The sequence below is a fragment of the Streptomyces sp. NPDC041122 genome (genome assembly GCF_055592445.1).
This window is the reverse complement of record NZ_JBVIYQ010000010.1, coordinates 110,313-135,790: the sequence shown is the minus strand read 5'-3', so window position 1 is coordinate 135,790 and position 25,478 is coordinate 110,313. Positions and strand designations below refer to the sequence as shown.

General features: G+C 73.1%; 29 protein-coding genes. 14 read left to right on the top strand and 15 right to left on the bottom strand.

The window, feature by feature from the left end:
* Positions 1 to 348: 348 nt before the first annotated feature.
* The 9 genes from ACZ6B8_RS31765 to ACZ6B8_RS31725 all read right to left on the bottom strand — a co-directional run bounded on the left by ACZ6B8_RS31765 (position 349) and on the right by ACZ6B8_RS31725 (position 4,671).
* Complete coding sequence (locus ACZ6B8_RS31765; RefSeq protein ID WP_471609455.1) at positions 349 to 555, bottom strand: hypothetical protein; 207 nt, start codon at positions 553 to 555, stop codon at positions 349 to 351.
* A complete protein-coding gene (locus tag ACZ6B8_RS31760; protein WP_471609454.1) occupies positions 549 to 1,034 on the bottom strand; it encodes a hypothetical protein in 486 nt (161 codons plus the stop codon). The genes ACZ6B8_RS31765 and ACZ6B8_RS31760 overlap by 7 nt, the downstream gene beginning before the upstream one ends.
* The gene (locus ACZ6B8_RS31755) at positions 1,031 to 1,495 is read right to left on the bottom strand and encodes a hypothetical protein (RefSeq protein ID WP_471609453.1); all 465 of its coding nucleotides are present in this window, start codon (positions 1,493 to 1,495) and stop codon (positions 1,031 to 1,033) included. The genes ACZ6B8_RS31760 and ACZ6B8_RS31755 overlap by 4 nt, the downstream gene beginning before the upstream one ends.
* Positions 1,496 to 1,582: 87 nt before the next feature.
* Positions 1,583 to 2,425 carry a helix-turn-helix domain-containing protein gene (locus tag ACZ6B8_RS31750; protein WP_471609452.1) on the bottom strand — a complete coding sequence of 281 codons (843 nt, stop codon included), beginning with the start codon at positions 2,423 to 2,425 and terminating at the stop codon, positions 1,583 to 1,585.
* Positions 2,422 to 2,958 (bottom strand): DUF6879 family protein, encoded by a 537-nt coding sequence (locus tag ACZ6B8_RS31745; protein ID WP_471609451.1) that lies wholly within the window; start codon positions 2,956 to 2,958, stop codon positions 2,422 to 2,424. The genes ACZ6B8_RS31750 and ACZ6B8_RS31745 overlap by 4 nt, the downstream gene beginning before the upstream one ends.
* 3 nt (positions 2,959 to 2,961) lie before the next feature.
* Positions 2,962 to 3,165 carry a hypothetical protein gene (locus tag ACZ6B8_RS31740; RefSeq protein WP_471609450.1) on the bottom strand — a complete coding sequence of 68 codons (204 nt, stop codon included), beginning with the start codon at positions 3,163 to 3,165 and terminating at the stop codon, positions 2,962 to 2,964.
* The gene (locus tag ACZ6B8_RS31735; RefSeq protein WP_471609449.1) at positions 3,162 to 3,518 is read right to left on the bottom strand and encodes a chaplin; all 357 of its coding nucleotides are present in this window, start codon (positions 3,516 to 3,518) and stop codon (positions 3,162 to 3,164) included. Before ACZ6B8_RS31735 ends, ACZ6B8_RS31740 begins: the two co-directional genes overlap by 4 nt.
* Positions 3,519 to 3,563: 45 nt before the next feature.
* The gene (locus ACZ6B8_RS31730; RefSeq protein ID WP_471609448.1) at positions 3,564 to 3,968 is read right to left on the bottom strand and encodes a hypothetical protein; all 405 of its coding nucleotides are present in this window, start codon (positions 3,966 to 3,968) and stop codon (positions 3,564 to 3,566) included.
* An 82-nt stretch (positions 3,969 to 4,050) separates the two neighbouring features.
* Entirely contained in the window at positions 4,051 to 4,671 is a 621-nt protein-coding gene (locus ACZ6B8_RS31725) for a Scr1 family TA system antitoxin-like transcriptional regulator (RefSeq protein ID WP_471609578.1), read from the bottom strand.
* An 81-nt stretch (positions 4,672 to 4,752) separates the two neighbouring features.
* Between ACZ6B8_RS31725 and ACZ6B8_RS31720 the strand changes: the two genes are divergently transcribed.
* A complete protein-coding gene (locus ACZ6B8_RS31720; RefSeq protein ID WP_471609447.1) occupies positions 4,753 to 5,316 on the top strand; it encodes a PH domain-containing protein in 564 nt (187 codons plus the stop codon).
* A 102-nt stretch (positions 5,317 to 5,418) separates the two neighbouring features.
* Here ACZ6B8_RS31720 and ACZ6B8_RS31715 read toward each other — a convergent pair whose 3' ends face one another.
* Entirely contained in the window at positions 5,419 to 5,604 is a 186-nt protein-coding gene (locus ACZ6B8_RS31715; protein WP_471609446.1) for a hypothetical protein, read from the bottom strand.
* Positions 5,588 to 5,842, bottom strand: coding sequence for a hypothetical protein (locus ACZ6B8_RS31710; protein ID WP_471609445.1), 255 nt, complete (start codon positions 5,840 to 5,842; stop codon positions 5,588 to 5,590). Before ACZ6B8_RS31710 ends, ACZ6B8_RS31715 begins: the two co-directional genes overlap by 17 nt.
* 176 nt (positions 5,843 to 6,018) lie before the next feature.
* Between ACZ6B8_RS31710 and ACZ6B8_RS31705 the strand changes: the two genes are divergently transcribed.
* The gene (locus tag ACZ6B8_RS31705; RefSeq protein ID WP_471609444.1) at positions 6,019 to 6,438 is read left to right on the top strand and encodes a hypothetical protein; all 420 of its coding nucleotides are present in this window, start codon (positions 6,019 to 6,021) and stop codon (positions 6,436 to 6,438) included.
* Positions 6,439 to 6,599: 161 nt separating this feature from the next.
* On the opposite strand, the gene ACZ6B8_RS31700 is transcribed toward ACZ6B8_RS31705, so the two are convergent.
* The 3 genes from ACZ6B8_RS31700 to ACZ6B8_RS31690 form a co-directional block, all read right to left on the bottom strand.
* Positions 6,600 to 7,400 carry a bestrophin-like domain gene (locus ACZ6B8_RS31700; protein ID WP_471609443.1) on the bottom strand — a complete coding sequence of 267 codons (801 nt, stop codon included), beginning with the start codon at positions 7,398 to 7,400 and terminating at the stop codon, positions 6,600 to 6,602.
* A 193-nt stretch (positions 7,401 to 7,593) separates the two neighbouring features.
* Positions 7,594 to 7,848, bottom strand: coding sequence for a chaplin (locus ACZ6B8_RS31695; RefSeq protein ID WP_471085266.1), 255 nt, complete (start codon positions 7,846 to 7,848; stop codon positions 7,594 to 7,596).
* Between the two features lie 382 nt (positions 7,849 to 8,230).
* Positions 8,231 to 9,187, bottom strand: coding sequence for a hypothetical protein (locus ACZ6B8_RS31690; RefSeq protein ID WP_471609442.1), 957 nt, complete (start codon positions 9,185 to 9,187; stop codon positions 8,231 to 8,233).
* A 491-nt stretch (positions 9,188 to 9,678) separates the two neighbouring features.
* Here ACZ6B8_RS31690 and ACZ6B8_RS31685 point away from each other — a divergent pair, with 491 nt between their 5' ends.
* Together ACZ6B8_RS31685 and ACZ6B8_RS31680 are read left to right on the top strand one after the other, a co-directional pair.
* Positions 9,679 to 9,867, top strand: a complete 189-nt coding sequence (locus tag ACZ6B8_RS31685) for a hypothetical protein (RefSeq protein WP_471085259.1) — start codon at positions 9,679 to 9,681, stop codon at positions 9,865 to 9,867.
* 33 nt (positions 9,868 to 9,900) lie between these two features.
* Positions 9,901 to 11,301 (top strand): cytochrome P450, encoded by a 1,401-nt coding sequence (locus ACZ6B8_RS31680; protein ID WP_471609441.1) that lies wholly within the window; start codon positions 9,901 to 9,903, stop codon positions 11,299 to 11,301.
* A gap of 5 nt (positions 11,302 to 11,306) precedes the next feature.
* On the opposite strand, the gene ACZ6B8_RS31675 is transcribed toward ACZ6B8_RS31680, so the two are convergent.
* Positions 11,307 to 11,777 carry a PPOX class F420-dependent oxidoreductase gene (locus ACZ6B8_RS31675; protein WP_471609440.1) on the bottom strand — a complete coding sequence of 157 codons (471 nt, stop codon included), beginning with the start codon at positions 11,775 to 11,777 and terminating at the stop codon, positions 11,307 to 11,309.
* 204 nt (positions 11,778 to 11,981) lie between these two features.
* Between ACZ6B8_RS31675 and ACZ6B8_RS31670 the strand changes: the two genes are divergently transcribed.
* The 10 genes from ACZ6B8_RS31670 to ACZ6B8_RS31625 all read left to right on the top strand — a co-directional run bounded on the left by ACZ6B8_RS31670 (position 11,982) and on the right by ACZ6B8_RS31625 (position 25,473).
* Entirely contained in the window at positions 11,982 to 13,232 is a 1,251-nt protein-coding gene (locus ACZ6B8_RS31670) for an MFS transporter (protein WP_471609439.1), read from the top strand.
* Positions 13,233 to 13,402: 170 nt separating this feature from the next.
* Positions 13,403 to 14,089 (top strand): snapalysin, encoded by a 687-nt coding sequence (gene snpA, locus ACZ6B8_RS31665; RefSeq protein WP_471609438.1) that lies wholly within the window; start codon positions 13,403 to 13,405, stop codon positions 14,087 to 14,089.
* A 193-nt stretch (positions 14,090 to 14,282) separates the two neighbouring features.
* A complete protein-coding gene (locus ACZ6B8_RS31660; RefSeq protein WP_471609437.1) occupies positions 14,283 to 16,178 on the top strand; it encodes a transglycosylase domain-containing protein in 1,896 nt (631 codons plus the stop codon).
* 69 nt (positions 16,179 to 16,247) lie between these two features.
* The gene (locus ACZ6B8_RS31655) at positions 16,248 to 17,132 is read left to right on the top strand and encodes a MerR family transcriptional regulator (protein WP_471609436.1); all 885 of its coding nucleotides are present in this window, start codon (positions 16,248 to 16,250) and stop codon (positions 17,130 to 17,132) included.
* Between the two features lie 129 nt (positions 17,133 to 17,261).
* On the top strand, positions 17,262 to 19,004 hold the full coding sequence (locus tag ACZ6B8_RS31650; protein WP_471609435.1) for a trypsin-like serine peptidase: 1,743 nt from the start codon (positions 17,262 to 17,264) through the stop codon (positions 19,002 to 19,004).
* A complete protein-coding gene (locus ACZ6B8_RS31645; RefSeq protein ID WP_471609434.1) occupies positions 19,001 to 21,409 on the top strand; it encodes a tetratricopeptide repeat protein in 2,409 nt (802 codons plus the stop codon). Before ACZ6B8_RS31650 ends, ACZ6B8_RS31645 begins: the two co-directional genes overlap by 4 nt.
* Positions 21,358 to 22,824 (top strand): hypothetical protein, encoded by a 1,467-nt coding sequence (locus tag ACZ6B8_RS31640; RefSeq protein ID WP_471609433.1) that lies wholly within the window; start codon positions 21,358 to 21,360, stop codon positions 22,822 to 22,824. Before ACZ6B8_RS31645 ends, ACZ6B8_RS31640 begins: the two co-directional genes overlap by 52 nt.
* Positions 22,821 to 22,973, top strand: coding sequence for a hypothetical protein (locus ACZ6B8_RS31635; protein ID WP_471609432.1), 153 nt, complete (start codon positions 22,821 to 22,823; stop codon positions 22,971 to 22,973). Before ACZ6B8_RS31640 ends, ACZ6B8_RS31635 begins: the two co-directional genes overlap by 4 nt.
* Complete coding sequence (locus tag ACZ6B8_RS31630; RefSeq protein ID WP_471609431.1) at positions 22,970 to 24,160, top strand: hypothetical protein; 1,191 nt, start codon at positions 22,970 to 22,972, stop codon at positions 24,158 to 24,160. Before ACZ6B8_RS31635 ends, ACZ6B8_RS31630 begins: the two co-directional genes overlap by 4 nt.
* A complete protein-coding gene (locus tag ACZ6B8_RS31625; RefSeq protein WP_471609430.1) occupies positions 24,157 to 25,473 on the top strand; it encodes an extracellular solute-binding protein in 1,317 nt (438 codons plus the stop codon). The genes ACZ6B8_RS31630 and ACZ6B8_RS31625 overlap by 4 nt, the downstream gene beginning before the upstream one ends.
* Positions 25,474 to 25,478 lie beyond the last annotated feature (5 nt).

Below are 25,478 nucleotides of genomic sequence, written 5' to 3'. Positions count from 1 at the left end.
CCCCCGGGGTTCAGCCGGGGGCTAGCTGCCCTCTGCGTGTGCGAAGGGAGTTGAGGGGGGAGCCGGTCTGCGGTCAGGGGCGCGGGAGGCTCGGCGCCGCGTACCCGGCTGTGTGTCCTGCTCGTGCTTCGGCGCGTGCCGCCTGGAGCGCGTCGCTCTCGCTGCTCTCCCCGGGCAGCGGGCACCGGCAGGGGCAGTCCTCTTCGGCCCCCAGGATCAGGCGCGTGCCCTCCAGCGTGAGGCGGGTGTACAGCTCACAGGACGTGTGCACCCTGTCCGCTCGGCCCTCCAAAAGCGCGCGGAGGCATGGCGGGCACGGCACCGGTACTGGTCCACTCGCGGGGCGTTTCACGCGCTGTCCGTCGGGGCCGCACTGGCGTCGATGCCCGCGGCGGCATGGGCGGCGGCTCGCGCGGCGCGCAGCGCGCGCCGGATCCTGGTGCCCGCATCGCAGTCCGCGAGGGCCTGGCAGCGCGCGCAGTCGTCAAGGTGCGCGAGAAGGTGCTGGTACGTCTCCTGCTCCTGCCGTTCCTCGGGTGTTCGCTCGGTCAGCACGGCTCTGCTCCCTCGCTGGCGCGGCCGATGCGGCTGAGGGCCTCTACGGCAAGGGGCTCGCACAGGTCGCCCTCGTAGCGGGGCGCCACCACCCAGTGCGTGCCGGGCGGTTCGGTGCGGGCGAGCTTCGGCACCCCGAGGTAGGTGTCCACCCCCAGCCAGGGGGCGACGTCCTGGTGCGGCCAAGTTCCCCTACATCGTGGCCTGGTGAGCGCGTAGTACGTGCCGCCCATGGCGCGACCGTCGTAGATCACCGGACCGTCGAGGCTCTGCGCGAGCCGGGCCGCGACGACCTGCGGGTCGGTGGAACGCACCGCGCTGTGCACGAGGCGCTCGGGGAGGCGGACCGCGTCGAACCTGCGGCCGCAGGGAAGCAGCGCGACGCCGCTGTCCGCCCATTCGCGCCGGGCCAGAGCTGGCTCCTGCTGCGAACGTGCCAGCCAGTCCGCAGTCTGCGATGTCTCTCTCGGGGTGGTCATCCGAATGCCTCCGCAAGAAGTCGTGGGCCGCCTCCCGGGCCGAGTGCGGCGGCGAGGTGAACGGGGTTGTTGAGGCGGCCGGATCCATCGGGAGCCTCCAGCCGGACCCGGCTGTCGACGGCGAGCCGTGTAGACGGGCAGTGCAAGGGCCAGCCGACGGGCAGCACGTGAACGTCGGGGATGTCTGCGAGGTGATCGGTGGCGTCCAGGGGGACGAGCCACCATGCGCAGTCCGTCCGGAAGTCGGGAAGGAGCGGGCCCAACTCGTATTCAGGCAGCCGCTGCACGGCAACCATGGCCGTTTGCATGGGCGCCTCGACGGCCGGCCACCAGGTGCAGTGGAGCGTGGCGAGGGTCCGCAATCCCCATGTCAACAGCGCGAGTTCGGCGCTGGCGGCGCTCTTGGCGAGCCAGGCGTCCAGGTGGTTGGGCGCGGGTGTCGTGTGCGTGGGTGCTGCCATGACCAGGACCGTAGGGACCGCCGTGAGTCGGTGTCGGGTCGGTTGCGCGCGATTGCGCGAGGAGCGGCCCTGGTTGAGCGCGGTTGCTCAGGTTGCTGCAATCGCCGCGCGGGCCCGTGCGATCAGTCGGTGCGCCTGCGGTCCGCCGACGGCGCCCGTCGCAAGTTGATCCCATACGCGCCCATAGAGCGCGAGGTCGTCGGCAGATTCGTACTGCAACTCGGTGTCGACGGTCTCGACGATGACCCGCTCTTCGTCGAAGATCCAGAAGCCGTGCTTTGGGGTGATCGTCATCGGCGCGCCGAGCGGGACGATGCCCAACTCCACCGTGGACATGCCGATCAGCGAGACAAGCCGGTCGAGCTGGCCCGTCATCGTCTCGCGCGTACCCACGATGGCGTGAAGAGCCGCCTCCCAGATCAGGACGCGAAAGAGCTTGCCCGGCTCATGGAGTGCCTCCTGACGGCGCATGCGGGCGTGTACGGCCGCGTCTGTGTCACGCGGCGAGCGCATCAGCTCGGCGTTCTGCGTGAGGAGTTGAAGCGCGTACGAGGGCGTTTGGAAGAGTCCGGGGATGACGGTCGCTTCATACCCGCGCATCGTCGCGGCGCGCTGGTACTCGATCACGTAACGGTCCTGCACCGGCGTGTGGCCGGCGGCGAGCTGGCGCCGCCAATGGCGTTGCTGAGTCTCCAGCGCACGCAAGCGGGCTTGTAGCTCAGCCGTTCGGCCCGGGGCGCCGACCGCCGAAGCCCACGCTTCGAGGTCCGCGGGGGTCGCGGTCTGCCGGCCATTCTGCAGACGCGAGACCTTCGAGCGCTGCCAGCCAAGACGTGCGGCGAGCGTCTTGCCATCGAGGCCGGCCTCGGCACGGAGTTCACGGAGCCGCGCGCCGAGAGCCTCTCGACCGTGTTGGAAGTCCGTGCTCACGCGGAGGAACGTACCTGCGTCCACACCTCGGCAGAAGGGCGTGCAGCGGCCAGTGCGGCATCACGGGCACGGCAAGCAGTGAGCACCTCTGCCGGGTCGTCGATCAGCTCGACTCCGATGGTCGTGTCGGTGTCGTCGATGTGCATGCGGACGAGGGCGCGGGAGTCGAAGAGCCAGAAGTCCATGTCCGGCAGATCGAGCCGTACGGCTTCCGTGCGTGGCAGTACGCGGATGTCCTCGCCCGCGTCGATGTTTCCGGCCGCGCTGGCCATCAGGAAGCGCTGCCCGTCCGTGGGCGGTTCGTCGATAATCCGGACACGGGAGAACCGCGCCCCGTTCGTGGCCTTGTCCCGTACGTTCACGTTCCACGGGTGATCGGGCTCCGGGGCTGGGAGAGTGCCGCGCATGAACGCCTGGAACCGGGCACCGTCCCGATCGGTGGCGTAGCCGCGGCGCGTTTCAAGGCGGAACGCGGTGTGCTCGAAGTCGGCGAATAGATGGGTGATCTCCTCGAAGGGGATCAGGGACGGCACGGGCTACTCCTTGGGGGCGAAGCGGGTGAGCAGGTCGCGGGGGATGACCACGAACGTCTCATGCTCGCCTACGTCGCGCAGTTGCGCGAGGTGCTCGGGGTCGGTGAGCTGATCGCCCTGAACGACGATCTGGCCCGTCTCTTCGATCTCGTACAGAGTCGGGCAGTTGCCGTGTTCGGATGTGGTGCCGATGAACCTCAGCGTCATGTCTCGTCCTCCTTCTTAGCCGGTGAGGTGCCCAGCATGCTGAGCGACAGACCTGTGCGGGGACGAGTTGCGCGAGATTGCGCGTGACAGGCGGGGGCCCCAATGACATTGCCTGAGTTGCCGTTCGCATTGACGGGTACGAAGGGCGACTGCTGAACCGCGTCGCCGCTGCCCACGCTGGGCGAGTCGAATCCCGCGCCCATAGCGTCGGCGCCGGGGCCGTCGTCTGCGGTGGCGGTGCCGGCGCCTCCGATGATGGTGGCGGAAGCAAGGGCGGCGATGGCGAGGATCGTGCGGATCCGCTTGGGGTACCTCCCGGTGGAGGAACGGGCCTGTCGGGCGCCAGGTATCACCGGTTCAACATGCCGATGGGGGGCTCCTTCTGGCCGCGAGCTCCGTCACTGCGGGCGTGGCTCCGAGGACGGGAACGCCTCGCGCAAGGCATCGGCATGTACCGCATCCCACTCGCTGATCAGCAGACGTTCCACCCTACCGTCATGCTGGCGCAGTTCGATCTCGTGCCCTTTATCAAAATCCACCCGCACCGGCTGATCCCTGCAGACCGCCACGGCCTCACCGCGCATCATCTCGAACCAGATGCCCCGTATGCCGTACTGGCGGTCGTTTCCCCGGTGGCGCAATACCCGTACCCGGCGGTCAGTCAGCAGAAGCGAAGCGTGCCGCGGCACCAAACCCCATAGTGCGCGCCCGTACACCACCGCACAACCGGCCGTCATGCGCTCCCCCTCGGGAACCCACTTCGCCAGCCGTTCGCGATCCACCGACCACTTGGCCGCATCCATCGCCGTTCCCCCATTGAACCTCGGTCTCACTATCCACGGAACTTCTACCCGCGATCCGAACGGCTAGAGAGGCACGAAACGACTAAAGAGGCACGACAGGAAGCCGGGTAAGGGCGGAGTACAAGGGTCGGTCACTCGGGCAGGGAGTGCAGGGCCTGCGCGGGCTCCTGCTGTGAACGTGCCGGCCAGTCCGCGACCAGTGATGTCTGTCTCGGGGGGCATGGGAATGCCTCCGCGGGAAGTCGTGGGCCGCCCCGAGGGCAGAGTGCGCGGCGAGGTACATGGGATCGACGACGCGGCCGTACCCGTCCGGAGCCGCCAGCCATACGCGGCCACCGACGGTCCGGACTGCTGCGGGAGGGCGGCGCGGCGAAGCGCGAACAGCGCCCCTGACGCCAAAGACGCGAGTGCGGGTCCGGGGCGGGTGGCGCTCCCGGCGAGCCGGGCGGTTCCTGGAACAGGCGCGGACATCGTGCCCTTGAATGCGGCCATATGGCAGGATCCCCAGGTCCACACGCGGCATGCCCACCACGTCGTACAGGCGGTCGAGCTGTTCGGCCATCACCGACTTGAGGCACGAGCGGTGGTAGAGCGCCGCCTCACACACGAGGAACCGGAACTCCTTCCCCGGTTCGTACAAGGCTCCGGTGCGCCCAAGGGGAACCCCTAGGGTCTCGCGCTCGCGGCAGTCATATCCGGCGATACGCTCAGATCCTCATCGTGGCGGGGGCACGATGCCGTTCGGCACGGGCGCCCCGCCGTCAGACGTGGAGGGGTGCCACAGATGGTGGACGTCAACGTGCGGCCGGACATCGACGCCGCAGCAGCGAAGCTCAAGAGCGCGGTCGGGTCGAAGCGCGAGATTCAGAAGTTGCCCGAAGTGCTGTGGGAGGGAGAGACGGTCGAGATGCTCGCGCCCGGCCTCTACGGCAAGGGCAACGGCCTGGTGGTGATGACCGACCAGCGGCTGGTCTTCCTGAAGCACGGCGTCATGTCGCAGCAGGTGGAGGACTTTCCGTACAGCCGCATCAGCTCCGTGCAGTGGACGGGCGGCATGCTGATGGGCACGCTGGCGGTATTCTCGGCGGGCAACAAGGCGGAGATCAAGCAGATGCCGAAGGACGCGGGCAAGGCGCTGGCGGATGCGCTGCGTGCCCGCCTCGCCGGTGGCGTCACGGGGGCGCAGGCCGCCGCCACAGCGCCGGGCGCCGCTCCTGCTCCCGCTCCCGCCCCCGCCGGCGGGGACATCGCGTCACGCCTGGCGACCCTCGATCAGCTCCGGGCCGCCGGGGCGATCACGGACGAGGAGTACCGGGACCGCCGGGAGAAGATCCTGGACAGCCTGTAGGGCTCGGGCCCACCGGCGCCCCCAGCCATGGATGTTGGCTGGGGGCCCGGCTCCGTCAGATCCCTGAGTGGAATTCGCGACGACCCCTCGTGCGGCGAATCTTCAGCCGTGGGAGCGTCGCGATTCCCGTACGGCGTGGGCACCGCTGATCGAGGCCGTGAGCCACAACAGGGCCGAGGCGATGGCGATCCGGCTCTCCACGTGGGCCGCGGTGGTCGCCGCTATGTAGACGGCGGCTCCTACGACGACTCCGACGGAGATCGACGTCGCGTCACGCCACGGTGGCACCACGGAATTCCGCCCCACGAACATCCGGATCGCGATGGACAGAAAGACGGCGATACAGGCGCTGTACAGAACCCACATGTTTCAAGAACCCCAGCTTTAACGTGCAGTGATCAACAGAATAGTCACCGGGGCGGAAGCGTCCCGCGGCACACTTGATCTCGATACGGCGCTTGTCGGTCTTGGCGCTCATCGCAACCTTGGTGATGGCCGCGGCATGCGCGCTCAAGCAGCCGTTCATGCCCGGCGGTGTATCCCAACCTGTGGCCACTAGTGCCCCGTTGTTGGCAACCTCCTTAGCTCGCCTCAGGGCGCATCGAGGATGGCGCCACCGGCGGACGATAGTGTCGGGCCGTCATGGAGTGGATATCCCCCGTCAGTACGGCACTTGGCGCGGCCATCGGAGTCGGGTCGACGTTGCTCACCGATCGCCTCCGCTGGCGCAGGGAGCGGGCGGACCGGAGTCTCGACGTGCGCCGGCAGCTCTACGCCGAGTACACCGCCGCACTCTCGCGCATGCGAACGGCGCTCAACGAGTGCGTGCACGACCGCATTTCCGCGGAGGAGCGCCCGCTGCGGGTGCGTGAGCTGTTCCTGACGCCCGGCGCGTACGAGATCCGGCACCAGTTGGCCATCACCGCGCCGCACGAAGTCGTCGAAGCCGCGCGTACCGCGTTCGTGGTGCTGAGAGATACGAGAGATCTGCTCATGGATGGCGCCGCGGTCGACAGCCCCATCTATAGGGAACTCGAGGACCGGTTCGACGTGGCAGTGGCCGAGCTCCGCGTCGTCATGCGTCGAGATCTCGGTATCCGAGGGGCGCTCGTGCGGGGGTGATGCGGACGGTGGGCCAGGTGAAGGCCCGTCTCGCGGTTCGGCGCGGCGCGGCGCGCACGGAAGTCCTCCTTCCAGACGCGCCGTCCGGGCACCGAACTTGGGAGCTTCCCGGGAGGCGGGGTGCCGTGGTCCGGAGGCTCGGTGTCGGGGACGTCCCCGTCTCAGATGCTGCGCCGCTTGCCCTTGTCGTCGCAGGGGATGTCCGACGCGGGGTGCGTGGCGAGGAAGTCGCGGTTGGCCTGGCGTTCGGTCTCGCTGATGGCGGTGGGGCTCACGTTGATGAGGCCGCCGAAGGGGCGGTCGACGTCGCGGATGATGCAGAGGGCCGTCGTGAGCAGCGCGGTGATGATGGTCAGGGTGATGAGCTGGCCGCGGTTGTTCCTGCGGGGCATGCAGACGCCGAGGGCGACCACCGTGATGATCAGGGTGGCGAGCAGGAACCAGAAGATGGTGCCGGGGATGCTGGCGGTGGCCTGGGTGAGGCGTTCCTCGCGTTCGTCGGAGCGCTTGTTGTCGGCGGCGATCAGCATGCCGAAGACCGGCTTGCCCGCCAGCGGGCGGAAGTTGTGGCGCATGTCGGTCGACCACACGCTGGGCGCCGACGACCCGTGGCCGTCGGCCATCGCGGGCCACTCACTGGTCCGTACGGCGCGGGCGTAACAGACGGCGTCCGCCTGGAGCGCGGCCTTCTGCTCGGACGGCGCGTATTCGGCGATCTCGGTGAGCTGGTCGAGGGCGCGGGCCTCGCCGCGCGCGGCGTTCTCGGCCTTGCCGTACGAGCCGGAAGCGGTGACCAGGACGAAGGCGAGCAGCAGCACCGTCAGGGTGAGCAGCGGCCCCACGAGGTCCTTCACGCCCATCCCCGAGTCGTCGTCCTCATGGATGAGACGAGGCCGCAGGAAGCGGTTGGCTGCGACGCCGGCGAGCAGGGCGAGCACGGCGACGACGATCACGAGGACCACGGACGTATACCTCCAGGGCGGGGGCGGGGCCCATACCCGTAGGCGTATGCGTACGGGTATGGGTATGGGGCTTGGCGTCCCTTCCCGGGGCGTGGGCGCGCGAGTCGCGCAGAAACCTTCCGCCGCCCTCGAAGGGGGTATCTGGCTTACGCCAGTGGGACCCCCGCGCCCCGCCCGGTCCTGCCCTGCCCGTTCAGTGGGCCTTGCACTTGTTCGCCGCCGCCGGGTTCAGCAGACCCACGACGTTGACCGTGTTGCCGCACAGGTTGAGGTCGATGTTGACCGGGACCTGGATGACGTTGCCGCTCAGGAGGCCGGGGGAATGCGCCGCCACGGCCTTGGCGTGGGCGCCGGCGTCCGGGCCGGGGGACGCCACGGCGGCGGTGGAGCCGGCGAGGACGGTGACGGTGGCGAGCGCGGCGGTGGCGAGGATCGTGCGCATACGCATGGGGTACCTCCTGGGTGGGGGCGGACCTGAGGAACGGACCTGTCTGGTCTCACCCGTCGCGCCCTCCGGTAAAGCGGCGGTGGGCCGTCTGCCGGTACGGAACCGTCCGTCCGTGGGACCCGGCCCGGCCCGGTGCCCCGCCCGTGGCTACCTCGCCAGGCGATCGATGACGTTGCCGTTGGCGCAGTTGTTCTGGTGGGTGCCCGTCCAGTCGCTCAGGGCCGGGGCGACGGCGAGTTCGTTCGTGCAGACGGCCTCGGCCGTGAAGTTCCAGTTCCGTCAACGAAGCCCGTTTGCCGGGGTCACCGCGGTTCCGGTCCGTTCAGGTGATGTCCCACCCCCCAGGTCCCACCCCCCAGGTCCCGCCCCCGGGTCCCGCCCCTCAGGCCCGCACCCGCACCCCGTACCGCGTCCGCATGCGGTGGAGTTCCCACAGGGCCACCGCCGTGACCGAGACCGGGCCGCCGAGCACCGCGCTCCACTGGGCCGCCGGCGGGCCGTGCGGGAGGCCGCCGTCCAGGGCCAGGCTGCTGAGCATCAGTTCCCAGACGAGTACGACGGTCAGCGCGGCCGGCAGGGCCGCGTGCACGTTGGACGTGTTGAAGGCGTAGCGGGCCGCGTACGCCGAGGAGAACAGCATGAACGGAAGCAGCCAGACGAGGCCGAGGAGCAGGGCGAGGGCGATGAGGCCGTTGATCAGTGTGCCGTAGTTCTGCTTCAGGATGAGCGCGCTGCCCGCCAGCACGAGGGCGACGCCGGCCAGGATGCCGACGTACCAGCCGACCGCCTTCAGGGGCGCGCGCAGCCGGGAGCGGAGCGCGCGGCGGTGCTCGGCGGGCGCGTAGCGGATGAAGCCCATCACCACCAGCGGGCCGGTGAGGATGAGCAGGATCGGGGCCATGATCAGCTTGACCACGCCGTCGTTGGCGACGCCGCTCCAGCCGTCGTCCGCGCCGTAGGTGTAGATCAGGTAGAGCGTCGCGGCGGCACCGACCAACGCGCGCCACAGCTGCACCTTCGACACCAGCGGATCCGGGATGTGACCGGCACCCGGCTGGTTGAAGATCGCCTCGGCCCGGCGGCGGGCCGAGCGGATGACCGGGATGAGCGGCGAGACGAAGAGGAAGCCGCAGCCGGAACGCCGTCGGCGGACGGGCTGCGGCGGCAGGGGGTACGGGTGGGGGTAGGGGTAGGGGTTCTGGGGTGTGTACGGGTGCGGGGTCGGGGGGCCCTGTGGCGGGATGTGCGGAGGTGGCGTGCCGCCTCCCTGTGGTGGCGTACCGCCGCCCTGCGGTGGTGTGTTCCGTGGTGACCAGCCCTGATATCCCCCGTGAGCCACTGTTCTCCCTGCCTTCCCGCGGCCTTCCCGCGACGCCGTTCGAGCGCGCGCAGTCTACTGGCCTGTATCCGACGGGTCTTGCCTTCGCGCGGCGACAGCGGCAGCGGGGAACCCACCGCCCACGAGCGGCAGTCACGTCGGCCCGCCACTGGACACGTTCTGCAACAAGCAAGAAGAACAACTGCGATCCGGCCGACCCGGTCGACTTCCGGACGAGGTCTCGGCCGGAAGTCGAACCACCGCATCAGCGGCGGCAATCCGTGGTGCGTGGACGCCCCGTTCCGTTCCTCGGGGACGGGCCGGGGAACCGTCCCGGCGGTGTGGTGCACTGTGATGAGCCGGCGAACGAGTTCACCGAGAACCTCACCCGGTGACCCGGAGTGGATGAGTGAGCACATGACCACCGACTGATCCGATGCACGAAGAGGGGGGACGGACCGGCCCGAACCGGCCGGCGCGTCCCCCCTCCGCACGTCTAGGGAGAAATCCTCATGGGCTTTCTGTACTTGGCCCTCTTCGCCGCGTTTCTCTATCTGGCGCCCGTGGCCCTGCTGTGCCGGAAGGTCGCGATCAGGACAACGGCGAAGGTGGGCTGGACCATGACTTTCCTGCTGATCGCCTTCCCCGTCATCCTGCTGGTCATCGGCGGCGTGGTGGACGCCAAGGGAGCCGCGTCGTAGGGATCTGCCGCATCACGCACAGAGGAGCACGGCATGCGCATTCCTGGACCCGAACCGCGGGCGGACGGCGGGGTGGGAGCCATCGCGGAAGCCGGGGGCCTGCACACCTACCAACTCTGGCTGCACGCCGAGTACGGGCCCGTCGTGCGCTTCCAGTTGCCGGGGGTCCGCGACGCCGTGTCCGTCGCCGACCCCGTGCTGCTGGAGGCCACCGCCCGGCTCGACGAGCGGCCCGCCCCGCTGTTCGCGTTCCTCGACCCGCTCTGCGAGGCCGGGAACCTTCAGGTCATCGGGGCCGACGAGCACGGGCCCTGGCGACGGTTGCTCCTGGAGGTGCTCGCCGGGCGGCCGTCCCACGAGCGGCACTTCGAGGAGTTCGTCTCGCTCGTGGAGGAGCTCGCCGACCGGTGGGGCGCCGAGGCCGGCCGGGGCGACCCGGGCGAGGGCGGTGACGCGGGCGCGCCGGTCGTCGCGCTGCAGAAGGATCTGACCGCGCTCTCGCTGCGGATGATCTGCGCGTACGCACTGGGCGGCGACGGCCTGGACGGTGTCGTCGACCCGGACGCGGTCGTCGACGCCTTCGAGGTCGTCCTCGCCGAGTACCTGGGGAAGATGTACCGGACGGCGGGGGACGAGGAGGACGACGGCGGGGCCCCGGAACGGGCCGCCGCCTCCCTCCAGTACCTGCGTGACACCGTCGACCGCGTGGTCGCCGCGCACCACGACGCCGATGCCAACGGAACCGGACACCGGGCCGACCGGAGCGACCTCATCGGCGCCCTCGTCGAGGCCGGCACCTCGCCCGCGCGCATCCGCGACACCGTCATGGTGACCATGCTGGCCGCCCACCACACCACCGGCGTCGCCGTCTCCTGGACGCTGCACCTGCTCGGGCGCCACCCCGAGACCGCCGAGCGCGTCGCCGACGAGCTGGACCGCGTCCTCGGCGACCGCGCCGCCCCCGACCACGCCGATCTGCGGCGGCTCACGTATCTGGACATGGTGCTGAAGGAGGCCATGCGGCTCTGCCCCCCGGGGCCGTACGGGGCGCGGGAGACGGCCGAAGCGCTCACCGTGGGCGCGTACGAGATCCCGGCCGGGGCCACCGTCTTCTACCCCTTCCGGGCCGTGCACATGAACCCCGAACACTGGCCGGAGCCCGAGAAGTTCCTGCCCGAGCGGTTCACGCCGGAGGCGGTCGCGACACGTCCGCGGCTGGCCTACGTCCCCTTCGGGCTCGGGCCGCGCAGCTGCGAGGGCGCGGCGCTCGCCGTGGTCGAGGCCCAGCTCGTCCTCGCCGTGCTCCTGAAGAGGTTCCGTTTCCGGCCCGTCCAGGGGCACGAGGTGACACCCGTCGAACGGTTCGTGCTCTGGGCCGCCGACGACATCCGCATGACGGTCACTCCCCGGCGGCCCGAGACACCACCGTACTGATCGGCTCAGCCCAGGTCCTCGCCGTACACCCGGTCGACCGTCATCGTCATCAGCACCCGGCGGTCGGCCACCATCGCCGCGCGGTACTCGTCCCAGTCCGGGTGCTCCCCGGCCGCCGTCCGGTAGTACGTCACCAGGGCCTCGACCTCGGGGCCGTGCGGGTCGGTGCCCGGGCCCGTGAGGGTCGCGATGCCCTCGGTGGTGGCCCAGGAGCGGCCGTCGGGGCCGGTGACCTCCAGCGTGGCCCGCGGGTCCCGGCGCAGGTTCGCCGTCTTGGCCCGGCCCTCGGTCATCGACACATGGAGGACCCCCGCCTCCGCGTCGTAGAAGGGCATGACAGGGGAGAGCTGCGGGCGGCCGTCCGCCTTGATCGTGGCGAGCACGCCGAGCCTGCTCCGCGCGAGCAGCGCGTACGGGTCGAACGCCGGGCGGGCGGGGGTGCCTGAAGTGCCGGGCGTACCAGGTGTGTTCGTCATGTGCAGGGCCTCCGAAGACAGGGCGAGCGTACGGACGGTGCGGACCACGTGGGCGGTACGACGTCCCCACCCCCCGGACGGCAGAGGCACCGCACGTCGTACGCCCCATCATCAGCAAGCCCCCACGGCCCCACCGCATTCCCCACCCGCCACCCCCCTTAAGCTGCCCGCCACACCGAACCCATCCGCGAGCCCCGGGGGACCATGGCCAACGCCACGGAAACGTCCGAAGGGCAGACACCGCCGCCACCGTCGGAAGCCGTCCGTTCCCCCCTCCGCGCCCCCGCCTTCCGGCGCTTCGCCCTCGCCCAGCTCGTCTCCGCCACCGGCTCCGCCATGGCCCCGCTCGCCCTCGCCTACGCGGTGATCGGCGCGGGCGGCGGGGCCGGGGCGCTCGGGGTCGTCCTGGCCACCAACACCGTGCCGACCGTCGTCTTCCTGCTGGTCGGCGGCGTCCTCGCGGACCGGGTCTCCCGCAGCCGGCTGCTCTTCCGCGGCAATCTGCTCGCCGCCGCCGCGCAGGGCGCCCTCACCCTGGTCGTGGGCTGCGGGTACGCGAGCACCGGTTCGATCGCCGCCTGCGGCTTCGCCTCCGGTGTCGCGGTGGCCCTCACCGCGCCCGCCGCGCAGGGCGTCGTCGCCCAGCTCGTCGCCCCGGGACAGTTGCAGCAGGCCAACGCCCTGCTCCGGCTGCCCGCCAACGCCGTCAAGGTGGTCGGGCCGGTGGCCGGCGGCATGGTCGTCGCGGTCAGCGGCCCGGCGTGGGCGCTCGGCTTCGACGCGGTCACCTTCGCCGTCGCGGCGCTGCTGCTGCTCGGGCTGCGGCTCGGCGCCCCCCTCGGCAGCGGCGGCGTGCTCGCCGATCTCCGGGCGGGCTGGTCGGGGTTCCGGTCGCGGACCTGGCTGTGGACGTACACGGCCGCGGGCACGGTGCTCGTCGCCGCCTGGCTCGCGGGCTACCAGCTGCTGGGGCCCGTCGTCACCGAGGAGCGGTACGCGGGGGCCCGCACCTGGGGGCTCATCCAGGGCGCGTTCTCGCTGGGTCTGCTCGCGGGGACGGTCGTCTGTCTGCGGTGGAGGCCGCACCGGCCGCTCGGCGTCGCCGTCGCCGCGAGCTCGGGACTCGCGCTGCCGCTCGCGGGTCTCGCGCTCGGGCTTCCGCTGCCCTGGCTGCTGTTCGCCACGGCGGTCGCCGGCGTCGCCCTGGACATCGCGGCCGTCACCTGGACGACCGCCTTCCAACAGAACGTCCCGGAGACGGAGTTGGGTCGTATGAGCTCCTTCAACCAGGTCGGTGAGCGGCTCGCGATCCCGCTCGCCTATCTGGCCGTCGGCCTCCTCTCGTCCGTGTTCGCCGACCGCTCGGTCCTGCTGGTCTGTGCGGCCGTCATCGTGGCCGCCACCCTGCTCAACCTCTGCGTACGCGACGTGCACCGGATCCGGCGACCGACCTGACCCGGCGGGGCGTACGGCTGTCGTGCGCCCCAAATACCGCTCCACGTAACCCAGTTGATGCCATGACGCTATCGCCAGATGGCATCGGCTCAAACGCGCCCCGCCCTCCCGATACTCGTCCCGACCGGAGGCCGCACCCGCAGGCCCCCGCCCGGAAGGGACACACCCCCATGAACCGAACCAGAACCAGCCTCGCCGCCACCCTCGGCGCGACCGCGCTCCTGGCCTCGCTGGCCGCCGCCCCCACGGCGTTCGCGGCACCGGCACCCGCGCTCGACTCGGTGCGGCCGGCGTCCGCCCCCGCCGTGTCCGGGTACACCGGATCCGCCGAGGACAAGGCCGCCACCCGGCAGTTCTTCGAGGCCGTCATGAAGTCGGCGATGAAGCAGCAGGCGGCGAAGCCCGGCATCCAGGTCGTCACCGTCCGGTACAGCACGAGCCGGGCGCCCAGCTTCCGCAACCAGATAGCCCAGAGCACGCAGATCTGGAACTCCTCCGTCAGCAACGTGAAGCTCCAGGAGTCCTCCTCGGGTGCCAACTTCGAGTACCGCGAGGGCAACGACTCGCGTGGCTCGTACGCCTCCACGGACGGGCACGGCCGGGGCTACATCTTCCTCGACTACCGACAGAACCAGCAGTACAACTCCACCCGCGTGACGGCCCACGAGACCGGGCACGTCCTCGGTCTGCCCGACCACTACTCGGGCCCCTGCAGCGAGCTGATGTCGGGCGGCGGCCCCGGCACGTCCTGCACCAACCCCTACCCGAACGCGCAGGAGCGGCAGCGCGTCAACGCCCTCTGGGCCAACGGGATCGCGGCCCTCCAGAACAAGGGCGTGCTGACGAAGGTCCGCTGACCGCTGCCGGCCGGCCCCGCCGACTCCCCTCGGCGGTCTGTTACGTGACGCAAACAGCCTCCGGGGAACTCCCGCGCTGTTACGCACCGCAAACAGCCTCGGGGCCAACCCGGCCGCGTACGGCGCGCTCTCCCCCGGCATGGGTACACATGCTCAGGGGAACAGGGCGCGCCGTCGCGGCCGGCGACGGTTCGTGGACTATCCGCGCTCCGGCCGTCACGGCATCCGCCGCTGGCTTCCGTCGTGGCGCCAACTGCTCGGTGCCGTGGCGCTGTTCATCGCCGCCGTCGCCGGGCTCTTCGTCTGCGTGTACGTCAGCGTGGACATCCCCGACGTGAACGCGTCGGCCCGCCGCGAGGCCAACGTCTACTACTGGTCCGACGGCACCCAGATGGTGAGCACCGGCGAGGTCAACCGGCAGAACGTGGAGCTCGGCCAGATCGCCCCGGCCGCCGTGCACGCGGTGATCGCCGCCGAGAACGAGACGTTCTACCGGGACTCCGGGGTCTCCCCCAAGGGCCTCGTCCGCGCCGCCGTCAACATGGTGCGCGGCCGCGAGACGCAGGGCGGCTCCACCCTCACCCAGCAGTACGTGAAGAACACCTACCTCTCGCAGGACCAGACGGTCACGCGGAAGGCCAAGGAGTTCGTGATCGCGCTGAAGCTGGACCGCGGGAAGAGCAAGGACGAGATCCTCCAGGGCTATCTGAACACCAGCTGGTTCGGGCGCGGCGCCTACGGCATCGAGGCCGCCGCCCACGCCTACTACGGCATCCCCGCGTCGCGGCTCGACCCGAGCCAGGGGGCGTTCCTCGCCGCCATGCTGAAGGGCGCCGAGAGTTACGACCCGGCGGGCGGCGCCGCCAACCACCGGCGGGCCCGCGAGCGCTGGGCGTGGATCCTGGACCGGCAGGTCGGGGCCGGCCTGATGTCGCAGAAGGAGCGGGACAGGTACCGCACCTTCCCCGAGCCGCGCAGCCGGTCCCGCTCCACCAGCCTCGGCGGGCAGACCGGCTACCTCGTCGACATCGCGGCCCGGTACGTCAAGGAGCACACCGGCCTCACCGACGAGGAGCTCGCCCGCGGCGGCCACGAGATCCACACGACCTTCGACCGGCACAAGGTGCGCCGCCTGGAGCGTGCCGTGCGCCGCGTCCTCGCCCGCGACACCGACCCCGAGAAGCGTGCCGCCGACCGGTACCTCCAGGCCGGCGCCGCCTCCGTGCGGCCGTCCGACGGGGCGATCGTGGCGCTGTACGGCGGCCCGGACGCCACCGAGCACTTCACCGACAACGCCGACACCTCCGGGGTGCCCGCGGGGTCGGCCTTCAAGCCGTTCGTGCTGGCCGCCGCGTTGCAGTACGGGGTGCCCGTGCACGACGAGCCGCTCACCGGGGCGGCCGGGTTCGCGGCCCGCGCGCCCGACCTGCGCCCGGCCCGGCTCGCCGACGCGCACTACGCGGCCGACGGCACCCTGCGCCCGGCGAGCGGCGCCCCCGACCCCGACCGCCCCACCCTCGGCCGGGCCCTGGTCGCCGGCGGCAACGCCACCTACGTACGCCTGGGCAAGGAGGTCGGCCTGGACGAGGTCCGCCGCACGGCCGTCGACGCGGGCATGCTGCGCCGGAGCATGGCTCGCCTGGAGCCGACCTTCTCCATCGGTACGTCGACGCCCAGCGCCATCCGCATGGCCACCGCGTACGCGACGTTGGCGAGCGCGGGGATCCGGCACGACCCGTACTCGGTGACCAAGGTCGTCAAGGACGGCGCGGAGCTGCCCGGCCTGGAGCGGCCGGCGTCCCGGCGGGCACTCGACGGGGACGTGGCCCGGCAGGTCACCGACGCGCTGCGGGCGGGCGGCCGGGGCCTCGGGCCGGGGGTCGCGGCGGGCCGCACCGGCGACCAGGACCGGCTCAGGTCGGCCTGGTTCGCGGGCTACACCGAGGAGCTGTCGACGGCGGTGACGCTGTTCCGGGTGCGCCCCGAAGCGCCGCGGCTGCTGCCGATGTCGGGCGTCGGCGGCCCGGGGTCCCGGCACGGCGGCGTGCTGCCCCCGCGGATCTGGAAGGAGTACACGGCCGGGCGTTGACCTTGCCCTTGGGGCAGACTCCAGTGTCCTCCCACCGGGCCGGACGGCCCGGTGACGGAGGATGATCCCGTGAGCGAGACACCAGCAGGACCGGCGCGGGCCGGCGGCGAGCTGCTCTCCATCGGCGAGTTCGCCACCCGTGCCCGGCTCTCCCCGAAGGCGCTGCGGCTGTACGACCGGCTCGGTCTGCTGCCGCCCGCCCACGTCGACGAGGTCAGCGGCTACCGGTTCTACCGGCCCGACCAGGTCGGGCGCGCCCGCACGGTCGCGCTGCTGCGCCGCCTCGACATGCCGCTCGCGGCGGTCGCCGAGGTCGTGGCGCTGGACGGGGAGCGGGCCGCGTGCTCGCTCGAGCGCTACTGGGCCGGGGTCGAGGAGCGCTTCGCGGAACAGCGGACGCTCGCGCGCTACCTCCGTGGCCGACTGTCGGGAAGGAACACCGAGTTGTACGCGACCTTCGAGATGCGCGTCGTGGACGTGCCGGAGCGGTACGTCCTCAGCGAGACCAGGCATGTGCGGAGCGGGGAGCTCTCCGCGTGGATCGGCGCCTCCGCCGGACGTCTGGAGCGGGCCGCCGGGAAGTGCGGGGGCGTCGCGGCCCCGCACTACGTCGTCTACCACGCGGAGGTGACCGAGGAGAGCGACGGGCCCGCCGAGTCCTGCGTGCCCGTCGTCGACGCGGCGGCCGCCCGCGCGTGGGCGGCGCGGCAGGGCAGGGCCCGGGACGTCACGGTGCGCAAGGAGCCCGCGCACCGGCTCGCCTGCACCAGGATCACCAAGGCGCAGGTCTCCTATCCGCAGATCATCGCGGCGTTCGACGCCGTGGAGGCGTGGGTCGCCGGGCAGGGGCTCACCGTGGCGGGGCCGTGCCGCGAGGTGTACTTCGCGGACTGGGAGCGTACGGGGCCCGAGGACGAGGTGTGCGACGTGGCGTTCCCGGTCTCGGGGGCGTGATCGTCCTTCCGTGCCGCCGTGGCCCCCTGCCTCCCCGTGCAGCCCAGGAGCCTTTGTCCGTCTCCGCACCTATCCTGAGGAAGCATGGAGGGGGCTGCGGAAGCTGTGGACGGGGGCGTCAACTCTCCTATGGATCATGCGAGTTGGCGGGTACGGCTGCGCCGGTGGGCGGCGTCGGGGAGCGGGGACGTGCTCGGCGCCGGCGTCCTGTTCGGCGCCGACCGCGTCCTCACCTGCGCCCATGTGATCCGCGACCCGGCGACGGGGCTGCGGCCCGACCGCGTCCAGGTCGAGTTCCCGCTGCTCCAGGGCCTGGAGCGCACCCCCTGGCGGACCGCGACCGTGGCGGCCGGACACTGGGTGCCGCCCTTCGGCAAGGCGCAGGGCGACCTCGCGGTGCTCGTCCTGGACACCCCCGCGCCGCTCCCCTCGCCGGTCACACTGCACCGCACGCTGGACTACCGGGGCGCCACCGTCCTCATCGACGGCTTCCCCGAGCACCGGTCGGGCGGCCAGTGGCTCACCGGGGTGTGCCGGGGGCCCGGCGGCGAGGGCGACGAGCGGGTGCAGATCGACCTCACCGGGGCGGGCGCCGACGCCGGGGGCGCGGCGCGGCTGCGCGGCGGGTTCAGCGGGGCCGGGGTCCGCGAGGAGGGCACCGGCCGGCTGCTCGGCGTCCTGGTGCAGGCCGACGAGCGGGGCGAGCACGGGTACATGATCCCGGCGGCCACCGTCGCCAAGTACTTCCGGCGGTTCGCCGAGCGGTACGTGAGCGGGCCGCACGCCGTCCCGGGCCACCGCGTCGTCTCCGCGGACGCGGCCCGCGCGGCCCGCCCGCACGGGCTCCAGCGCACCGTCACCCGCTGGCTGAACGGCGAGGCGGACGCGTGGGACACCGAGGTGCTCTTCGTCGCCGAGGACGACGAGCGGGCCCGCCAGGCCCTGTACGTCGTCCTGAACATGGCCGACCGCGAACAGTCGCCCCAGCTGGCCGTGCGGCCGGTCGAGCACGGCGCCGGCGGCGACTCGCTGCTGTCCCGGGCCGGCATCGCGCCCCGGGTCGGCTCCATCGGCCTCGTCCTCGACCTGGAGGGCGTGGCCCTCGACGACCCCGGCCGGCCGGAGCTGCGCGAGGCGCTCGCCGTCCTGCGCCACGAACTGCGGCACGCCGCCCGCCCGCACACCGCACCCCGGCGGCGCCCCGCCGTCGCCGTGCTCTACCCCGACCGGTCCGCCACCGAGCCCGCCGCCGCGGCCCGTGTGCTGGGTGAACTGGCCGCCGCCGGGGCCCGGTTGCTCCTCGTGGTCCGCTCCAGCACGCACGGCTTCACCTACGCGCTCGCCGAGCGGCTGCTGCCCGCCGAGCGCGCCGCGCAGTGGCTGCAGCGGATCGGCGCGCGCGTCGACGTCCTCGCCGACACCGAGCGGCGCGCCCGGCACCTCTTCCACCGCGTGGAGCCGCACGTCGTCGACCCGCCGACCGCCACCGCGTACGCGGCCCGCGCCGCGTTGTGGACCGTACAGCTCAGCGGCGAGCTGGGCCCGCCGACCGATCGGGGCGGACCGCGTTTTTTGGAGAAGCTCAGTTACGCCGAACAGGCCGTGGAGACCCACCTGTTGCGGGCCGAGCGCGCCGAGGGCGAGCTGCGCCGTGTGCTCGACGAGCATCTGCGGCTGCGGGGGCTGCTCCGCGACCACCTGGCCCGCCTCGCCCGGCGCGGCCTCGCCGAGCACCCGGACGCCGTGGGCCCGTACCGCGAGGCGCAGCAGCTCCTGATGGCGGGCCCCTGCCCGCTGCCGGACGCCGAACGGGCCGTCGCCGCGTTCACCCGGGTGGTGCGGCGCCTGGCCGACCCGGACGGTGACGCGTGAGCGCCCGCACGTCCTGCCCGCACCCCGGCTGTTCGGGCACCGTCACACCCACCGGGTACTGCCTGGCCAGCGGGGAACGCGTCGACGCCGACACCGGCCTGCACTCCGCGCGGGCCACTTGGGACGCCGTGGCCCCGGCGGACCCCCGGCCGCCGCACTCCGCGGACCGCGAGTCCTCCGAACGCTGGTTCGTCGAGGCCGGGTTCGCCGCCGCACCGCCACGGGCCGCCCGCGTCACCCTGCCGCCCGAGCACCCCGACCCCACCGTGCTGCCCGAGATCACCCTCCTGGACCGGGCGGACACCGCGGGCCCCGCCCCGGACGCCGGGCTCCCGTTGCCGCCCGGCACGCTGCTCGCCGGCCAGTACCGCCTGGTACGGCCGCTCGGTTACGGCGGGATGGGCGAGGTCTGCCTCGCCCACGACACCAAGGTCGACGACCGCGCCGTCGCCGTGAAGATGCTCCACGCCGACCTCGCGACCACCTCGTACAGCCTCCTGGAGGGCGAGCGGCGTGAGCTGGTCGAGCTCAACCACGACGGGTTCATCCGGGTCTTCAACTACGGGCACCACGACGGCGTCGGCGACTTCCTCGTGCTGCAGTACGTCGACGGGCTCAACCTCGAAGAGGTGCGGGCCCGCGCCCGCGAACACCCCGACGACTTCGGCCGGGCACGCTTCCTGGAGTTCGTGCTCGCGTACGGCGTGCGGATCCTCGCCGCGCTCGCGCATCTGCACGCGCCCGAACGCGGCAAGGTGTACGGCGATCTGAAGCCGCCGAACGTGATGCACGACGGGTCCACCACCAAGCTCGTCGACGTCGGCAGCGTGCGCCGCACGGGCGCCCCGGGCCTGACCACCGACCTCTACCGGGCGCCCACCGTCGGCGACCACGGCGAATCGGCGCCGCAGGACGACCTGTTCAGCCTCGGCGAGACCCTGCGCACCCTGTGCGGCATCGGCGAGTCCCGCCACGACCTCGCCGGGCTCGCCGCGCTCGATCCGCTGGACGACGCGGCCACCGGCCACCGGGGCCTCGGCCCGGTCTCCCTCGCCCGGGTCCTGCGCCGCGCCACCCGCACCCGGCGCGAGGACCGCTTCGCCACCGCCCGCGAGATGGACGACCAGCTGCGCGGCGTCTTCCGCGAACTGCGTTCGCTGCGCACCGGCGCGGAGACCTTCGAGCCCTCCCCCCTCTTCCTGCAGTCCGCGCACGCCCTGGACGCCGGGCTCGGTGCGGCCCCCGAGGTGTCCCGCTGGGCGGCCCCGGCGTCGGCGCCCCATTACCCCGCACCCGCCCCGCCCGAGGTGGCGGGGCGGCTGCCGGTGCCGCGCCCCGACCCCGACGACGACCACCACGGCGAGCTCAGCAGGCTCAGCGACGACGACCCCGAGGCGCTGCTCCAGCACACCGGCGACTGGCACGGCTCCCCCGAAGTGCACCTGCTGCGGTGCAGGCTGCGGCTGCGAGTGCCGCGCGAGGACCCCGACGACGGCCCCCTCACCGGTGCCGAGACCGCGCTCGCGCTGGCCGAGGACGCCATCGGGCCCGCCGCCGCCCCGTACGACTGGCGGCTCGACTGGCACCGCGGGCTGCTCGCGCTCGCCCGCTCCCGGGTCGCCGAGGCGCGCGGGCACTTCGACCGGGTCTACGGCGCGATCCCCGGCGAGTACGCGCCCAAGCTGGCCCTCGGCTACTGCGCCGAGCGGCTGGGGCGCGGGCACGAGGCGCTGACCTTCTACGAGGCGGTGCGGCTGCGCAACCCCTCGCTGGGCAGCGCCGCGTTCGGGGCCGCGCGGGCCCGGCTCGCGCTGGGCGGGCCGGCCGCCCTCGCCGACGCCATCGCCGCGCTCGACGCGGTGCCGCAGCACTCCCGGCACCGCACCGCCGCCCGCACGGCCGCCGTGCGCGTACGCGTCGACCACGCGCGGGACGCGGCCGGGCTCGGCGCGGCGGTACGGGCGCTGGCCCAGCTGTTCTCCGCGCACGGGCTGACCGACGCGCAGGCGCGGATGCGGATGAAGGCGGAGGTGTGGGGCGCGGCCCACCGGCTCCTCGGCGCGCCGTCCGGGGACCCGCCCGCACCCGGCGCGGGGGCACCCCGCATGATGACCGCCGCCGAACTGCGCGCCGTCGCCGCGCACGCCGACCCGCTGCTCGCCTTCCCGGCGGACGAGCGGGCGCTGCGCACCGACCTGTCCCGCTTCTACCGGGGCCTCGCCCACCAGGCGGCCCGCGACGCACCCGCCGCACCCGACGACGGCGCGCCGCCCCTGGCCGAAGTCCTCCTCGACCGCGCCTACGCGGTGCGCCCGCTCGGACTGAGGCACTCCCGATTCGGCAAGGACACCCCATGGCTGGGCAAGAAGATCAGGAACTGGCCGCCTCGGTCACCCTCGAGGTGAACCAGGTGCTCGAACTCCCCCGCCCCCGGCCCCGCTCGACGGGCACGCGGGAGACGGCCCGGATGTACGCGGTCATCACGGTCGCCGTCCGCAGAGCGGCCGGGGCGGACCCGACGGACGCCGAACGCCCGGCACCGGCGGGCGCCGGGCCGGCCGGCGCGCGGCTCGCCGAGGTGCTGCTCATCGATCACTCCTCGTCGATGGTCATGCCGCCGAGCCGGCTCGCCGCCGCCCGCGCCGCTGCCGTCAGCGCGCTGGCCCGCATCCCGGACGGCTCGCTGTTCGCCCTGGTGGCCGGGGGCGACAGGGCCGCCATGATCTACCCCCGGCGCGCCCAACTCGCCGTCGCCCACGCCGAGTCCAGGGCCGCCGCCGAGGCCGCCCTGCGCGACTGCACCCCGGGGGGCGGCACCGCGATGGGCACCTGGCTGGAGCGTGCCCGGCACCTCTTCCGCGACCTGCCCGGCACGGGCGCGGGCCCCGGCACGGGCAGCGGATCCGGCGCCGCCGCCGACCGCTTCGTACGCCACGCCCTGCTGCTCACCGACGGCAAGAACGAGCCCGGTTACGAGACCCGCGCGGAGCTGCGCGAGCGCGTCGAGCGGTGTGCGCACGCCTTCAGCTGCGACGTCGTCGGCATCGGGGACGCCTGGGAGACCGAGGAACTCCTGCTGATCGCGGGCGCGTTGGGCGGACGGACCCGTGCCGTCGCCGACCTGACCCGGCTGCCCGGCGAGGTGGCCGCGCTCACCGGCCGCGCCGCCGACCGTGACGTCACCGGGCTGCGCCTGCGCCTGACCCACCGCGCGGGGGTGCGCCCGTACTCCTTCGAGCGGGTCCACCCGACCCGGGCCGCCCTCGAACCCGACCACGTCGACCTGTCCGGGGCGCGGGCGGGGACGGGCGGGCCGGTCCAGGAGTACGGGCTCGGCCCGTGCGGCGAGGAGACCCGCGCCTATCTGCTCTGCGTCGGCGCGCCCTACGACCCCGCTCAGCTCGGCAAGGAGCTCCTGCTCACCGAGGTGGAACTCCTCGCCGACGCACCCGCGCCCCTCACGCTGCCCTCCCCCCAGCCCGTGCTGATGCGCTGGACCGACGACCCCGACCTGTACAGCAGGCTCGACCCGCAGGTCGCCCACTACCGGCACGAGGAAGAGCTGCACCGCACCTTCGAGGAGGCCTGCGCGGAGCTGAAGCTCGGCAGACGCGCCGCGGCCGAGACCCTGCTCGGCACCGCCTGGCGGCTCGCCGCCGAGGCGGGCGACACGGCCATGCAGGACCATCTGCGCCGCCTCGTCCGCGTCCGCGACCCGGCCCGGGGCACCGTCGAACTGCGCGACCGCATCGCCCGGTTCGACGTGGAAGCGGCCCGCATCCAGTCGAGCGTCACCGTCCTGCCCGGCGCCACCGCATGACCCGCCGCCACGCCGTCCGACGGCTCACCACCGGCACCGTGCGCGGCCCGCACCGGCACGCGAGCCCCGCACCACCCGCCGACCGCACCCGCGGCCCCCTGCCCGACAGCCGTGCCCCCGGCACCGCACCCCTGGGCGGCACCCCATGACGGCCCGCCGCCACGCCGCCCGACAGCTCCCCGCCCACGCCCTGCGCGGGCTGCGCCGGCACATCTGGCCCGCGCCGGTCACCGACCGCGTCCGCAACCGTCGTTACCTCCGCGAGCGGCTGATCGCGCTGCCGCTGCTCACCGTCGTCGCGGCCACCGCCTTCGGCTGGGCGTACACCGGCATCCGTGCCGACTCGACGGCGCTGCGCGACAGCTTCACCCCCGCCCTGGTCGGGCTCGCCGAGGCGGAGACGTCGTTGCGCATCGCCGACCGCGAGGCCGGCGAGAGCCTGGACGCCGGGGAGGCCGTCCAGCTCAGCGGGTTGAGCAAGCGGTACAGCACGCGCACCACACGGGCCGTGCAGCGCCTCAACCAGGTGTCCCGCAGCGGCGCCCTGACCACCGCCGAACGCCAGGAGCTCGACGTCGTCTCCGGTCTCGTCGTCGACTACGGCACCTGGATCACCTTCGCGCAGAACAACGTCGCCGACCCCGCCCTGCGCGACGCCGGCCTCTCCTACGCCCGCAGCATGCTCTGCCCGGAACCGGAACCGGAACCGGAACCGGTGCCGGGCCACAAGGCGCCTGCGGACGGTTATCCGCCCTGCGGCGCCGGCACCGGCCCCCGCTCCGACGCCACCGCCGTCGTCGACCGCATCTCCGCCCTGGAGGACCGGCTGCGCGACCGCCTCACCGACCGGGCCGCGCTCGGCGCCCCGGTGATCGCCGCGGCGGTCGTCGCCGCACTCGCCCTCGTCCTGCTCGTCCGCGGCCTCTGGCACACCCAGCTGTTCCTGCGCCGCCGGCTGCGTCTGCACCTCGGCGTGCCGCTCCTGGTGGCCGCGCTGCCGCTGCTCGCCGTGCCGTTCCTGACCGTCGACGCCGTGCTCGCCCACCGGGCGCAGCAGCGGGTGGTGGCCGTCGCGGGCGACCTCGTCGGCCGGACGTCACCGGCGACCGAGTCGGCGGCCGAGGAGCGTCCCTTCGGCCCCCGGCCCCGGCTCCTGATCGCGTCGCTGGATGCCCGCGCCCGCCACGACCTGGCCGCCGGCCGCCTCGCGTCGCTGGACGGGGCCGCGCCGTGGGTGACGCCCACCGGCCTCCTCGGCGCCGCCCTGACCGGCGCGACCCTGCACGCCTACCGCCGCGAGTACGTCCTCGTCTCCCGCTCGGGAGCCGCCGTATGAAGCGCCCGCACACCACCGGCACCCCTCACACCCCCCGCACCGCACTCGCCGTCTTCCGTGCCTTTCTCGCGGCCTGTCTGCTGGCCGTCACCGCGAGCGCCTGCGGGGGCGGGCGGCCCGCGACGCTCGTGGTGCTCGGCCCGTGGACGGGCCCCGAGGGCGAGGCCTTCGAGTCGATGCTGCACCGGCTCGACGACGGCACCGGCAAGACGTACACCTACCAGGGCACGCGCTCGCTGCGGGAGACGCTCGTCGCCCAGCTGGAGGCGGGCGACCCGCCGGACGTGGCGATCCTCAACAGCGTCGGCGAGCTCACCGAGTACGCGCGGGCCGGCCGTCTCACCCCGCTCGGCAGCGCCGCCACCGGCCGTGCCTATCCGCCCTGGAGCCTGCCGCTCTCCGTGGACGGGCGGCGCCGCACCTACTGGGTGCCGTTGAAGGTCGACCTCAAGAGCCTGGTGTGGAGCAAGGAGGGGCGGGCGGCGGGCGCACCGGACTGGTGCGTGGGCCTCGCCTCGCAGGCCACCTCCGGCTGGCCCGGCACCGACTGGGTGGAGGACATCCTGCTCCACCAGGCGGGCCCCGCTGTGTACACGGAGTGGGCCACCGGACGGCTCAGCTGGCACGACCGGCGGGTGCGCACGGCGTGGACGACGTGGGCCGCGCTGCTCGGCGACCGCTCCAAGGCGTCGATCGACCGGTCGCTGACCACGTCGTACGTGGGAACGGCCGACCCGGCGAAGGGCGGCGGCCCGCGCGGCCTGCTCCACTCCCCGGCGTCCGGCTGCACGCACGAGCACCAGAGCGCGTTCATCCGCTACGTGTACGCGGGCGAGCCGGTCCGCGTCGACCCGGCGGCGGGCTTCCTGCGCGGCCGCTCCGCGTACGACGGCGCCTACGAGGTGGCGGGCGACATGGCCGCGGTGTTCACCCGTGACCCGGCGGCGCGCGACCTCGTGGACCGGCTGTCGTCGCCGCGGGCGCGCACGCTGTGGCGGGACCGGGCGAAGCCGGAGCTGCGGCCGCTGGCCCCCGACGCGAGCGACCCGCAGCCCGCCGATCCGACGGGCCGGCGCATCGCGCACATCCTCACCGGGAGGGCACGCACGCTCTGCTTCGACGCCTCGGACGTGATGGCGCCGGGCGTGCGCGACGCGTTCCACCGGGCCGTCCTGCAGTACTTCAGGGACCCGGCGGGCGACCGGCTCGACGCACTGCTCGACCAGCTGGAGACCGTGCGCGCCCAGGCCGCCGCGGACGCGGGGCCCGGGCGGCCGCCCGCCTCGGGGATCTGCGCGCCGCCGGGCGGCTGACGGGC